Origin of the sequence: Serratia sp. M24T3, from assembly GCF_000257645.1 — a bacterium.
GTDB lineage: Bacteria > Pseudomonadota > Gammaproteobacteria > Enterobacterales > Enterobacteriaceae > Rouxiella.
The window spans coordinates 17,852-31,714 of sequence record NZ_AJHJ01000048.1 but is presented as its reverse complement, the minus strand read 5'-3'; the positions used below and the strand labels follow the sequence as shown (position 1 = coordinate 31,714).

Annotated in this window: 11 protein-coding genes and 1 pseudogene; 3 read left to right on the top strand and 9 right to left on the bottom strand. The window is 50.0% G+C overall.

The window, feature by feature from the left end; translation table 11 throughout:
- Positions 1 to 255: 255 nt before the first annotated feature.
- A complete protein-coding gene (locus tag SPM24T3_RS22400) occupies positions 256 to 1,278 on the bottom strand; it encodes a LacI family DNA-binding transcriptional regulator (protein ID WP_037379551.1) in 1,023 nt (340 codons plus the stop codon).
- A gap of 671 nt (positions 1,279 to 1,949) precedes the next feature.
- Here SPM24T3_RS22400 and SPM24T3_RS22395 point away from each other — a divergent pair.
- Positions 1,950 to 2,888 (top strand): substrate-binding domain-containing protein, encoded by a 939-nt coding sequence (locus SPM24T3_RS22395; RefSeq protein ID WP_009639121.1) that lies wholly within the window; start codon positions 1,950 to 1,952, stop codon positions 2,886 to 2,888.
- A gap of 153 nt (positions 2,889 to 3,041) precedes the next feature.
- Here the strand turns inward: SPM24T3_RS22395 and SPM24T3_RS22390 are convergent, their stop codons facing one another.
- The gene (locus SPM24T3_RS22390) at positions 3,042 to 3,938 is read right to left on the bottom strand and encodes a PfkB family carbohydrate kinase (RefSeq protein ID WP_009639120.1); all 897 of its coding nucleotides are present in this window, start codon (positions 3,936 to 3,938) and stop codon (positions 3,042 to 3,044) included.
- 26 nt (positions 3,939 to 3,964) lie between these two features.
- Here SPM24T3_RS22390 and SPM24T3_RS22385 point away from each other — a divergent pair, with 26 nt between their 5' ends.
- Positions 3,965 to 4,807 (top strand): BtpA/SgcQ family protein, encoded by an 843-nt coding sequence (locus SPM24T3_RS22385; RefSeq protein ID WP_009639119.1) that lies wholly within the window; start codon positions 3,965 to 3,967, stop codon positions 4,805 to 4,807.
- A gap of 2 nt (positions 4,808 to 4,809) precedes the next feature.
- On the top strand, positions 4,810 to 5,463 hold the full coding sequence (locus SPM24T3_RS22380; RefSeq protein ID WP_009639118.1) for a TenA family protein: 654 nt from the start codon (positions 4,810 to 4,812) through the stop codon (positions 5,461 to 5,463).
- A 226-nt stretch (positions 5,464 to 5,689) separates the two neighbouring features.
- On the opposite strand, the gene SPM24T3_RS22375 is transcribed toward SPM24T3_RS22380, so the two are convergent.
- The 7 genes and pseudogenes from SPM24T3_RS22375 to SPM24T3_RS22345 all read right to left on the bottom strand — a co-directional run bounded on the left by SPM24T3_RS22375 (position 5,690) and on the right by SPM24T3_RS22345 (position 13,645).
- Entirely contained in the window at positions 5,690 to 6,730 is a 1,041-nt protein-coding gene (locus SPM24T3_RS22375) for a hypothetical protein (RefSeq protein WP_009639117.1), read from the bottom strand.
- Positions 6,731 to 6,878: 148 nt separating this feature from the next.
- A pseudogene (locus SPM24T3_RS22370) lies at positions 6,879 to 8,434 on the bottom strand (serine hydrolase domain-containing protein).
- A 121-nt stretch (positions 8,435 to 8,555) separates the two neighbouring features.
- A complete protein-coding gene (locus tag SPM24T3_RS22365; RefSeq protein ID WP_009639115.1) occupies positions 8,556 to 9,302 on the bottom strand; it encodes an ABC transporter ATP-binding protein in 747 nt (248 codons plus the stop codon).
- Positions 9,299 to 10,129 carry an ABC transporter ATP-binding protein gene (locus SPM24T3_RS22360; protein WP_009639114.1) on the bottom strand — a complete coding sequence of 277 codons (831 nt, stop codon included), beginning with the start codon at positions 10,127 to 10,129 and terminating at the stop codon, positions 9,299 to 9,301. The genes SPM24T3_RS22365 and SPM24T3_RS22360 overlap by 4 nt, the downstream gene beginning before the upstream one ends.
- Complete coding sequence (locus SPM24T3_RS22355; protein ID WP_009639113.1) at positions 10,129 to 11,043, bottom strand: ABC transporter permease; 915 nt, start codon at positions 11,041 to 11,043, stop codon at positions 10,129 to 10,131. Before SPM24T3_RS22355 ends, SPM24T3_RS22360 begins: the two co-directional genes overlap by 1 nt.
- Positions 11,040 to 12,053: an ABC transporter permease gene (locus SPM24T3_RS22350; protein WP_037379540.1), complete on the bottom strand. Its 1,014-nt coding sequence runs from the start codon at positions 12,051 to 12,053 to the stop codon at positions 11,040 to 11,042. Before SPM24T3_RS22350 ends, SPM24T3_RS22355 begins: the two co-directional genes overlap by 4 nt.
- Positions 12,050 to 13,645 (bottom strand): ABC transporter substrate-binding protein, encoded by a 1,596-nt coding sequence (locus SPM24T3_RS22345; RefSeq protein WP_009639111.1) that lies wholly within the window; start codon positions 13,643 to 13,645, stop codon positions 12,050 to 12,052. Before SPM24T3_RS22345 ends, SPM24T3_RS22350 begins: the two co-directional genes overlap by 4 nt.
- Positions 13,646 to 13,863 lie beyond the last annotated feature (218 nt).

Below are 13,863 nucleotides of genomic sequence, written 5' to 3'. Positions count from 1 at the left end.
TGGATATCTGAGTCGCCAAAAATAAATTTGCACTAAGCGTGCCAATTTATCGAATTGAAGGTGAAGGCAAGCAGATGCAAGATAAATGAAGGAGGTTTTAAATCATTATAAAACAGCTAATTAAACCGTTTTATGAAAAGGAATAATTATTGTCCGCAGGCAGTAAGATCGCTATCTGGTGAACACGGGTAATTCTGTTGGATAAAAAATAGTCTGCCCCATTTTTGAGCGATAGAGCCAAAATGGGGCGAAATTTTAACCTTTGGAATGCCACGGCGAAACGGAATCTCGCGACACCCATTCCACCGGAATGCGTGAAATCGGCTGAACGTCAGTATCTTCGTTAAACAGTTTTATCAGCATTTCAACCGCTGTACGGCCAAGATCTCGGGCTGACTGGCGAATGGTCGAAAGCCTCGGGGTGATTAGGTCTGAATAGATTGCGTCATCAAAACCTACCAGCGAAAGTGATTCAGGTACGCTCAGGCCTTTTGATCGAACGCCGTCGAGCAGACCCAGCGCCAGATAATCACTGGCGGCAAAAATAGCGCTGGGTGGAGGAGACAGGGCAAGGAGATGATCCAGAGCCTGGCGACCAAAATTGCGGTCATAATCACCATACAAAACGCGGCTCGAATCATAGGGAATATTGCTTTTCAGCAACGCCTGCCGATATCCCTGATGGCGTTCGCGCACGCTCATCAACTCGTCAGGGCCGCCGACAAAGGCAATGTGCTGGTGTCCGGCGTCGATCAGGGCCTGGGTGGCAAGTTCACCGCCGCGCACGTTGTCGGAAAAGACTTTGGGCATATCGCAACCGGGCACATCTTCGTCAATCAGCACCACGTGGCGCTGATCTTTCAGCTCAATATATAATTGGCCGTTGTCCGGTCGGTTAGTTGCAAACAGCAGGCCATCAACCTGGCGGGTATCAAGCCAGCGGATAAACTGGCATTCTTTTTCAAGATTGTTGCGGGTCACGCAAAGAACCAGGCTGTATTTATGCTCTGAGGCAGCCTCTTCAGCGGCATCAGCCAATTCGGCAAAGAAGGGATTGGCGATGTCAGGCAGCACCAGACCGATGGTTTCGCTGCCGCCCATGCTCAGTCGGCGAGCCAGGCTATTGGCGCGATAACCCAAGGTGTTTATCGCGTTTTCGATTCGCTGCACTGTTTGTTGTGGCAAATTAATGCTGTTGTTCAGATACCGTGAGACGGTAGCTTTCGAAAGCCCTGCCATTTCCGCTACGTCTGATAACACAACCCTTCTATGAGCCATAATTTATCCCTGCTTTCTTTACGTCAGGGCCGCTAAATGCAGCCAGATTCGCACTAATCCCAAGTGATAGACAGCATATTACAAACTCCGAAGCATGGAACAATTAAATTGTGCAGAGTGCTTGTTGCGGGCTTAAAATTCTATTATTTGCGATGATTGGCGTGCTTACCACTACCCGTTGAGGGTAAAGGTCCGAGATTCGAAATCGCCCGTATCCTTACAAGTCTCATTTTCGATTTATCATTTTCGGGGAGTTTATCGGTATAAATTTTGAATTCCTTTAAATTTATTGATAATGAAAATGGACTATTCTCGGTAAATCAAGCTAATAAGATGAAGATCTTCCATGAGATAATGAGCGCGTAATCTGCGTTTTAGATTGCAGCCAAACTTTCCTCTTGACTTTTTTTTCACCAGGTTCAATTGTATTCGGCAATTACCTGTCACAAAGCTTTATCGAATTTGCTTCGTTTGGAACGTGGCTTTTCGAGTTAGTCATCAGTCTTCCCGATATTTGAGTCGCCAACAGTCATTCGAACGATCTTGGTTGAGAACAGCGCTGCGCTTGCCGCATTCTCTACGATTATCGATCGATATTTATCGTTGTCTTTTCGACTCATGAGGATGTGATTATGTTGATTAATGCCGGTAAGAAAAATATTACTTCACAAATGGCTCTCTTCACCCGAACCGCTCTCGCAGCGGTTACCCTCACGATGTTATTCTCTGGCGCGGTTAATGCTGCCGAAGCTCCAACTTATGCAATGGTACAAATTAACCAGCAGGCTCTGTTTTTTAATCAGATGAATAAAGGTGCCGCCGATGAAGCGAAGAAAACCGGTGTTAAGTTGGTGGTTTACAATGCCAACAATAATCCGGTCTCGCAAAATGATGCTATCGAAAATTATATCCAGCAGGGCGTGAAAGGCATTATGGTCGATGCCATCGATGTGAACGGCATTATGCCTGCTATTGCCGAGGCGGCAGCTAAAAATATCCCGGTAATTGCTATCGATGCCGTATTGCCTGCCGGTCAGCAAAAGGCGCAGGTGGGTGTCGATAACATCAAGGGTGGCGAAATTCTCGGTAACTATTTTACTCATTACGTGAAAACCAACATGGGTGATAAAGCTAAAGTCGGGATTGTTGGCGCATTGAATTCAGCCATTCAAAACGATCGTCAGAAAGGTTTTGAAAATACGCTTAAAGGCCACAGTGGTATTTCCGTGGTTGGCGTAGTTGACGGCCAGAATATTCAGGATAATGCCCTGACGGCTGCTGAAAATTTGATTACTGGCAACCCGAATATGACCGCGATTTATGCTACCGGCGAACCTGCATTATTGGGGGCGATTGCGGCGGTAGAGAATCAGGGGCGTCAAAATGATATTAAGGTGTTCGGCTGGGATCTGACTTCGAAAGCAATTACTGGCATTGATAAAGGCTATGTCACTGCGGTGCTGCAACAGGACCCGTTAAATATGGGAGTTGAAGCAGTTAAGGCGCTAAATAAAGTGGTTGCCGGTCAGTCGGTGGCTAAAACGATCAATGTGCCTGCGACGGTGGTAACCAAGGAGAATGTGGATGCGTTCCGCGCCCAATTTAAGTAATTGTTTGCCCGTTGTCCTTTGATCCGTATTTAGCTGGCCGCAATCGCTGACCCCAGTCACTTATCTGACTAAGCTCCTGGGGCTCAGCTCACTGGCTGCCTTGCTACAACGCCAGGCTTCAGCGGCGTTTGGCAAGACTGCTCAGGTTTGGAGTTAGCGCAAAATTTCAGCCAGTTCGCTTTGGGTCGGAAAGGCGCTCAGCGTGCCGGTTCTACTTATGGTGATGGCCGAAGCGCGTGCGGCACGGCACAGGTCGTCTGGAGTGATGTGACTTTCTCGCTGTATCGCGCAGGCGAGCATCACGGCGAGGAAGGTGTCACCGGCGCCGGTGGTGTCGGTAACGGTGACTGCTTCGGCAAGGACTTGATGCATCCCTTGGGCATCGAGCAACATTGAGCCTTGTGCGCCAAGGGTGACGATAACCTGCTTTACGCCTGCCTTGAGCAGATTGGCGGCGGCGAGGGGAATATCTTCGGCAGCACCAAGAAGCTGGGCTTCGAGCTGATTGACGACCAGGACATCAACCAGCGGCAACAGTTGGGTGAAAGCAGGTTTGACCGGTGAGGGATTAAAAACGGTGGTTAATTTTTTCTCGCGAGCAAGGGCAAAAACGGCAGCAGTTTTTTCAAAGCTGAAATTACCCTGCTGTAATACCACGTCCTCAGGCGCTGATAATAAAAATGCCTGCTGGATGTCGTCCAGATGCAAATAGTTAGCTGCCGTGGTGGTTGTTATGTTGGCATTGTCTCCATCGGCACAGTTTAATATTAGCGAGGTATCAGTGCGGCAATCACCAGGTGTTTTTGGAAGCAGGGTTAATGGCTCATGATTAATTATTTCTTTGCACCAATGACCATGGCTGTCATTGCCAATGGCAGCAATCAAGGTGGTTTTAATAGCACATCGTGACAGAATAATAGCCTGATTTGCGCCTTTTCCACCGAGGTCTTGATGGGTTTTTATTCCATGAATTGACGCGCCTTTATCCGGCAATTCATTAATTAGATAGGTTTCGTCCACGCTAATATTGCCGACAACGAAAACTTGCATGAAATATTCCTTAGGAGAGTGATGTTATGGCATCTATATCAGCAGAAAAAACCAGTGCGATACAAGAGATATTTTCAAGGAAAAAGGCAATAATCGGTGTAGTTCATTGCGAACCTTTTCCAGGCTCGCCTAATTACCGTGGAAAATCAATTAATCAAATTATGGATATCGCTTTGAGTGATGCCAGAGCTTATTTGTCTGGTGGCGTTCACGGGCTGATAATTGAAAATCACGGTGATATTCCTTTTTCAAAACCCGAAGATATTGGTTATGAAACGGCCGCTTTTATGTCCGTAATTACCGATCGCATTAAAAAAGAGTTTGGCTGCCCGCTGGGCATCAATGTGCTGGCCAACGCGGCTATCCCGGCACTTGCCACTGCGTTGGCCGGGGGGGCAAATTTCGTGCGAGTTAATCAATGGGCCAATGCCTATATTGCCAACGAAGGTTTTATCGAGGGGGCTGCGGCCAAGGCATTGCGCTATCGTTCACAGCTGCGGGCCGAGCATATCAAGGTGTTTGCCGACAGCCACGTCAAGCACGGCAGCCACGCGATCGTGGCAGACAGAACTATAACCGAGCTAACTCGCGATGTGGATTTCTTCCAGGCCGATGCGGTCATTGCTACCGGTCAACGGACCGGCGACAGCGCCACCATGGATGAAATTGACGAGATTAGTGCTGCAACCGAGCTGCCGTTGTTAGTGGGTTCGGGCGTGACGCCGGGCAATATTTGTCAGATTTTACAGCGTACTCAGGGAGTGATTGTCGCCAGCACGTTGAAATATGGCGGTGTGTGGTGGAACCAGGTCGAGCTGGAACGCGTTAAACACTTTATGTCTGTGGCGCAGGCAGAGTTGGGGGAATAAGCATGGCACAGCAGAGTTTTACCGATCGCTTGCTGGTGGAAAATCAGGTTGTATGGGAGGCGATGCAGCAGCATCGTTTTGTCACCGATATTGAGCAGGGCAAGCTGCCCGAAAAGGTGTTCAATCAATACTTGGTATTTGAAGGCGATTTTGTCGCTACGGCAATCGGCATTTTTTCTTACGCGGTGATTAAAGCGCCAGATATTCGCCAGCAGCGCTGGTTAATTGGCGTTTTGGATGCCTTGGCCAATGAGCAAATTGCCTACTTTGAGCGAGTGATGGTAAAAAGAAACGTCACGCCGGAGCATTATTTGCGTAACGAGCCAGACGTATACCGTTTTAGCCAGGGGATGTTACGCGTCGCCGAATCGGGATCTTATACAGAAATTCTGACCCTGATGTTTGGTGCCGAGTGGATGTATTACCACTGGTGCAGCCGTGTTATCCGCGCTGACATTATTGACTCGGATATTAAAGATTGGGTTTTAATACATGCAGAAAAAACCTTTATCGATCAGGCGAGCTGGCTGAAAGCCGAATTAGACCAATCAGCCGAACAATTGAGTAAATTGGAGCAGGTGCAGCTATCAGGTTTATATGCACAGGTTCTACAATGGGAAATCGATTTCCATAGTGCAGCATATGTAGGCTTATAGATTAAACCATTAGCCCTAATAGGAATGTTAACCATACATAGTCAATGGTAGACGTCTATTTGATAGACGAAACATTTGATAACTAAATGATTTAATGAAATTAAGTACAAAAAACGCCTCTGCCTATTTTCATAGACAAAGGCGATTTTTTAGCATTGTTAGGCCGTTGGCTCCCAGCTTATCCAGCATTCGTCGCGACGGAAAATCAAGTCTGCTGAGCATTGGCTTAAACATAATAATGCTGCACAGTTGGAACGGTTTTGCTTTTAAGCGGCGCGGCTTTAGGGGCCGAGGATTTATTAGAAGCTGCATTATATTTAAACTGCTTGGGATCAAGAATAAGCGAGTGTGGGAATAACACTTGAGGACGGTATAGTGAGTTCATCAAGCCATTGACCTCCTTGCTGTCTTTCATTCTTAATGCTTTGTCCCGTGTGGCAGGTGAAAACTCCCTGAGATCCTGCACAATTCGGTAGGCCAGTCCCTCGATCATATCTTTGCCGTAAAATACCAAATCTATAATCTCATGATCTACAACATCGCCTTGGAAAAACTTATCTTTATCATAATGACTTATCCAGTCGGGAACTTTGGTGCTGGGACGTTGATCATTCATTGCCAAGTCGGCAGCCTCAAGATGCCCGTATTGTTTGATATCATCTTTAACCGCATCCAGGCGAATACGATAATTGATATCACCAAATCTGCTCGAGGTTTTTTGATTGTTATCCCCGACTTCCAGAGCAAAAAACACAAAGTCATCGGTCGCAAAACTACCGAGATCTAGCTGTGCCGTGTTCTGGGTATTGAAACTTACATTTTTCTCTTGCAGCTGTTTACGAGATAAGAATTCTGCCGAGCCCTGTTTATTGCGCACGTCTTGCGAAGAGAAGTGTGAAAGATAAAAAGGTTGCTGCTTAAAATTAGCAATGAACTCTCTTTCCAGAGTGTTTGGCTTACTGCTTTGTAATTTATTAATATTACTCTTAGAGAGTAAAGATATTGCCTCTTTTCCTTTACCAGGTAACTTTCGCCATGCATCTCCGTTACTGACCATGTGATCATAAGCCGAGTTAGCGTTTTGCGAACCACCTGAAGAGTGACCATTTGCACCTAGAGCCATTTTTTGCAACGCAGCTTGCACACTGCTTACAGCGGGCAACGCTGAATTATCCTTGCTGGAAGTTGAGTTAGTAGAGGAAGTCGGCAGATTTTTGCTGGGGGTCAGTTTATTAATTACAGGTTTTAATACAGTCGATTTATACATTATCAATAGCCTTAATGGATTGGCAATCTTGATACTGTAATTTATTAAGCCAAGGCACGTAAGGCGGAAGGCTTCCAGTGAATGGATCGTCTGATTTATAAAAACGCCTCTGCCTATTTTCATAGACAAAGGCGATTTTTTAGCATTGTTAGGCCGTTGGCTCCCAGCTTATCCGGCATTCGTCGCGACGGAAAATCAATACGCGGCTGCGGTTGGAGATCAGATGCACATTGTAGCCCTGGAAATAGAGGCAGAATGATTTTTGCCACGGACCATCCGGCATATTGACCAGCAGGCGACCTTGACCAATCGACACCATCTTGCCAGAAGCGCGCAATGGACCTATGCCCATTTTCAATTCGTCACCTTCAATATCAAAGGCCGCTTTCGATTCAGGATGGAACCAGCGACCCTGGATCATCGGCAGACAATCGTTGGGTTCTGCAGGAATAAAATAGCGCCTGGCCAACCCAATTTCGCCCTCAATCGCCGCGCCGTTCATTTTCAAACGCATTGGCAAATGAGCTGATAGTGATACCGAACTGCCATCCTCGCCCTGATACAAATTTTCACTTGCGCCAAGATAACTGGCCACGCCGTTATCGACCGATAACCAATACGGTTCAGCCAGACTGGTGTAAAGCCCATCGACCAGCGCCGTGCTTCGCGCCGGTAATGGGGTTTCCAGCAGGGCAGACATCACATCCAGCAGGGCGGAATAAGATGCGGTATCTTCGCGATTCGAGACCAGCGCGACGCCAACTTTACGTTGAGGATCGAGTAGGAAATAGGTTTTGTAACCGGCGTGTGAGCCGCCGTGGCCCAACAATTGATTTTCGCCGATTTTCGAATGGGTAATGCCCAGCCCGTAAGCTGTCGGCGTACCATTGGTTAGAAAACGCGGTTGGGATAGGTGTTTCAATACGCCTTCGCCCGGCCCGACGTCAGCCAACAGGCTTTGTAACCAGCCAGAGAGCGACCGCAGACTTCCTGTCAGGCTACCCGAGGCAGAAAGATGCAAACCTGCAGCAGAAGTCTGCCATCCGGTCGGCGATTTCCAATAGCCGGGGGCTAAATTAGGCACGATATCAAACCAGGTTTCCGGCGCATGGAAGGCGATATCCAGGGGTTTTGCAATATGCTCTTGCAGCAGATTTTCGAACAAAATACCTTTCTGTTTTAGAATGGCCTCCACCAAACGGTAGCCGGTATTCGAATAAGAAATCTCGGTGCCTGCTGCAAAATTCAGGCTGCCGTCTTCAGCCAGAAATTCGATTAAAGCGTCAGCATCGCTAACGTTATAAACCGAGATACCCAACAACGAAAGTGTTTCTCGCACGTCAGGCAGGCCACCTGTCATATCCAGCGCCTGGCCGACGGTGACTTTCGCCATCGGACCCTTAAGCTGAGGAAGATGCTGACCCAGCGTATCTTCGGGCGTTATCCCGGCATCGCTGCGCATCAGGGCCAATGCTGCGAAAATATGCTTGGTTACTGAAGCGTAACGCACTACGTTATCGATGCTGAACGGCTCGTTGGTGGTTAAATTTGCCAACCCACCACAGGCCTCTCCTTTTAACGACGTGCTATCAAACAAGGTGATGGCACCCCCGGTTCCCCCGGTTGATTCCAGCGATCGGTTACTTTTTTTGCAGCGGCGAGACCCGCTTGCCAGTTAATAGAAGTCACGATGGAAGTCCTTATTATCCTTCCCCAATAACAGCGTGGCAGGGTTGGCGACGATTTTTATCCCGAGTCACTGACTCGGGATTTAAAACCAGCCGCTTTGCTGCATCACGATTGGCGTTGGTTAATGATTAATTGCCTAGTCGATATCCGGTTCTTCGAGGTCCAGACTTAATTTTCTGAGCTCGGCAGTATGCGGATGTGACACGTTACCCGCCCGTAGATCGTTCGCACTCACAAGCTCCACCATTTGACCACCGATCATCACCCCAATTCTGGCGCAAAGATGCGTTACGACGGCTAAATTGTGTGTGACCATGACGTAAGTCAGTTTCTTTTGCTCGCGAATATCGGTCAGCAGGTTGAGGATTTCTGCCTGTACCGAAACATCCAGCGCCGAGGTAGGCTCGTCGAGCAATAAAACCTCAGGTTCGGAAATCAGCGCGCGGGCGATGGCAACGCGTTGTCGCTGACCCCCGGAGAGTTGGTGCGGAAAACGAAAACGCACGCTTTGCGGCAGGGCAACCTCATTCAGCGCGTCGGCAATACGTTTTTCGACATTCAGAAAGCCGTGTACGGTGAGAGGTTCAGCCAAAATCCGGTCGATGGTTTGACGGGGATGCAACGAGCCGTACGGGTCCTGAAACACCATTTGCACCCGGCGATAGAAACGCTTGGGGCGTTTGGGTAACTGGGGTTCTCCGCCAATGTCCATGCCGCCGGACCAGTGCTGATTTAGGCCCGCGAGCGCGCGTAAAATAGTGGATTTCCCCGAGCCGCTTTCGCCGACGATGCCAAAGCTTTCGCCATTGGCAACGTTAAAGCTGACTCCTTTGACGACTTCGGTTTCGCCAAATGAAATGCGCAGTTGGTCTAAAGTAATCATGCTGTTTTCCAGGCCTCGTCGCGAACCAGTATCGGCAGCCGGTCTCTAGGGTGAGTCAACGACGGCAGACACTCCAGTAATCCACGCGTATAAGGATGCTGCGCGTTTCGCAGATCGCCGGCCTGCAAGGTCTCGACGATACGTCCGGAGTACATTACCGCCACGCGGTCGCAGAATCTCGACACCAGTGGCAAGTCATGGCTTATAAGAATCAACCCCATGCCGCGGCTGGAAACCAGGTCATCGAGCAGGCGCAGAATTTCGGCCTGCACTGTGGCATCCAGCGCGCTGGTGGGTTCGTCGGCAATCATCAGTTCCGGGTCGGGAGCCAGCATCATGGCAATCATCACGCGTTGACCCATACCACCGGAAACCTCGTGGGCATAGCGTTCGGCGACTTTATGCGGGTCGCGGATCTTGACTTGATCCAGCAGGTCAATGGCGGCTTCCATGGCCTGACGTTTGCTGCCACCCTTATGAGTTCGCCAGGCTTCGGCGACCTGATTGCCGATAGTCATCACCGGATTCAGTGAGTATTTCGGATCCTGCAGGATAAAACCGACCCGCTTGCCGCGGATTTGGCGCATCTGTTTTTCGCTTGCGTTGCGCAAATCAATACCATCGAACGAAAGGGTATCGGCACGACATTTAGCGCTGGACGGCAACAGGTTCATCAGGCATCGGGCAGTGAGTGATTTACCCGAACCGCTTTCGCCAACGATACCGAGTTTTTCTTTTCCCAACTGTAAAGACACCCCGCGCACGGCATCAAAACTGCCGCTGCGGGTTTCAAACGTAATATGCAAATTCTTGATATCGACCAGCATTAGCGTTCCTTAGGGTCGAGGACGTCACGCAAGCCATCGCCGAGAAAGTTAAAGGCCAATGAGGTGACAAAAATAGCGATTGCCGGGATAAGCGGTACCCACCATTCGCTGAACAAGAAGCGACGGGCGGTGGCGATCATTGCGCCCCATTCCGGTGACGGCGGCTGAGCGCCCATCCCCAAAAATCCGAGGCTGGCAGCGGTAATGATGATTGAGCTCATATCCAGCGTAACGCGCACCACCAGGCTTGGCACGCACAGCGGCATAACGTGACGCAGCACAATGCGTGCCGGAGTGGCACCGGTCAGGCGGCAGGCCGCAATATAATCCGTGCCGCGCACTTGCATGGTTTCGGCTCGCGCCAGTCGGGCGTAAGGCGGCCAGGCAGTCAGGGCGATAGCCAGAATGGCGCTCTCGACGCCGGGCTTGAGAGCAGCCACGAAAGCCAATGCCAGAATCAGACGTGGAAAAGCCAGAAACACGTCAGTAATGCGCATCAGAATACGGTCAACCAGTCCGCCCGCGTAGCCTGCCACGCAGCCTATCAGCAAGCCAAGAGGGGCAACGATCGCCACCACCACGATCACCATGCCGAGGGTAATACGCCCACCATAAAGAATGCGGCTGTAGGTATCGCGCCCCAGCTCGTCAGTGCCTAGCAAATGCAGGGCAGAAGGCTTGGCAAGACGGTTGGCTAAATCCTGATCGCCGGGCTGATAATGGGTCAGCAGCGGGGCGCAAATCGAAATGGCCAACACCACCAACACGGTGATCAGGCCAATCAGCGCAAGTGGATTGGAACGCAGGCCAAGCCAGATGCGATAGCGTCGACCCCAAACCGCCTGGGTACGTGTTTTAGGAGTTTCATCGAGCAACCATGCCCGAGACCCCGGTCGTGAAGATAAGCTGGTCATTTTACGCGTGGATCCAGAAGTCGGTAGAGAAGGTCGGCAAGCAGATTAAGCAGCACGTAGATTGCGCCAATCAGCAGGGTGGAACCGATAACCGGGTTCATGTCGGCATTCATCAGCGAGACGGTCAGATACTGTCCCAGGCCCGGCCACGAGAAGACGTTTTCGGTTACCACCGCGCCCTCAAGCAAACCAGCATAAGTCAGTGCCAGAACGGTAATCAGCTGAACGCCCACAGTTGGAAAAGCGTGTTTCCAGATAACCCGGCTGGCAGAAAGCCCTTTTGCCCGAGCAGTGATAACGTATTCGCCACCCAACGCATTGAGCATAAAGGTGCGGGTCATACGGGTGATATAGGCCATGCTGAAATAGGCCAGAATCAGCACCGGTTGCACCATGTGCGCCAGCGCATCCCAAAACGCACCCATATCACCGGCCAGTAAGGAATCGACGGTGAGCAGTCCGGTAACCTGCGGGATCATATCCTGATAGATAATGTCCTGACGCCCCGGCCCTGGCGCAATCCCCAGCACTGAATAAAAAATCAACAGTGAAAGCAGTGCCAGAACAAACACCGGCAGCGAGTGACCGGCCAGACAGACCACGCGAATAGTCTGGTCAATCCAGCTACCTTGACGCGTTGCTGCCCAGACGCCGAGCGGTATGCCGATAAGCGCGGCGATAATAATCGCCGCCGTGGCAAGTTCCAGCGTCGCCGGGAAGTAGCGCGCAATATCGTGAGTCACCAGATTTGAGGTTAACGCAGAGCGACCGAGGTCGCCGTGCGCCAATTGGCTGAGATAGTGTAAAAACTGCATCCATAGGGGCTGATCCAGCCCCATTTCATGACGTACACGTTCGACAACTGACTCCGGGGCATTATCGCCAACCGCAGCCAGTACCGGGTCGGTCGGCATGACTCTTCCGATAAAGAAAGTAATCACCGACAGACCAAACAAAGTAAGACAAACGCTGATGCAGGTACTCAGTAAACTTTTGAGTCTCTTGCTCACGCTTTAACAACCTTCTCGTATGGGCTGGTACTCATTACAGTCAACACCACGCCGGTGATGTCATGACGGCAGGCGGCAGTCAGCGTCGGCTGGAACATGATCATAAACGGACTGCTTTCCATATGCTGGGTTTGCAGCTGCTCGTAAAGCTTGATGCGCGTCGCGGGATCAGACTCGTGCAAAGCTTTGCTGCTGAGGTCAGAAATGGCCTTGTCTTGCCAGCTGCAACGCCATGCCAGCGTGCGGCTCTTGGCTTTATCGCTGTTGTCCGGGTTACTGCAGAAGGCTTCCGCATTGGAGTTGGGATCAAAATAGTCCGCGCCCCACTGAGTCAGTGCCAGCTGTTGTTGACGGGCACGCATTTTCGTCAGTACCTGACGGCTTTCGGCGGCCAGCAAGGTGACTTTAATACCGATCTCGCCGAGGTTTGCCTGAATTGCCTGTGCAATATCAGCAGACGGAGAGGCAGAATAATGGTCGAGGGTGATTTCAAAACCGTTCGGGAAACCGGCTTCTGCCAGCAGCGCTTTGGCTTTAGTCACGTCGCGTTTGTACATAATGGTATTCACTGCCGCCGGGAAGCCTTCAGGCAGGAAGCTCTGGTGGATTTTATGAGTCAGTGGAATGATGTTTTTCTGGATGCTTTCGTAATCCAGTGCCCATTTAATAGCCTGCCAGACCTGAGGTTTTGCCAGATTTGGGTTGGCAACGTTAGCAGAAACCATCAACGTACCGGCGATGCCTTTCTGTACCAGGGTAAAATTCTTGTCGTCTTTTAACGGGCGCAGCTGCTCGGTAGTCAGGTTGCGGGCAATATCGATATCGCCTTTTTGCAGCATCAGCATCTGGGCAGAAGGGTCAACAATATGACGCATGATCACGCGCTCAATCTTGCCCGCGTGCGGGTTGTTTTTGTTGCTTTCCAGAATTACGGTTTCACTGACTTTCCAGGCACGCAGCTTAAAGGCACCGGAACCGGCGCTGTTGGTTTTCAGCCACGCATTGCCCAGGTCATCGCCTTTCTGGTTGGCCAGACAGGCCGATTTCTGCACGATACAGCCGACGTTGGCTGACAGGCAGTAAAGCATGAAGGATTCAGAAGCCGGATCGGCCGTTTTAATCACCAGCGTTTCTTTATCTGGTGCGCTGATAAACTGCTCGACGTTATCTTTGGTATAACCAAATTGGTTAATGATGTAGGCCGGGCTCTTATCGAGTTTGACCACACGCTGCAGGGAGAAAGCGGCGTCATCGGCAGTAACCGGTGTCCCATCGGCAAACTTGGCCTTCGGGTCCATTTTAAAGGTGAAGGTTTTTTTATCGTCTGAAACTGACCATGACAGGGCTAGATCGCCTTCAATCTCGTCAGCGGCGGTCAACTTAGGTTTTACCAGTTGCTGATAGAGGTTACCGGTAACTTCTTCACCAACAGATTCAAAGGCTTCGTGGGGATCAAGGCTGGTGATGATGTCCAGTTGAATGGCCATCACCAATATCGATTTTGGCGTTGCGGCAAAAACTTTCTCGAAGTTCAGATAAGATAAAACAGGAATTGCAGAAAAACCGGTAATAAAATTACGCCTTGTGACCATTATAACTCCCATCGTGTTGATATTTAAACTTAAAATTTAATTTTATAGTCTCTTGCCCTTGACTTGTTCGCCGCGCTTTGTCTCTAATGAACAACATCACAGCCGCGTCAGGTAGCACTTTTCGCCACAAAAAAAGTAATGCGAAATTTGCTCACCGGTGGTGCGTATTCAATCATGAATTGCACCTTTTAAGAGCGAAAGCTGATTGATTCCTGTCG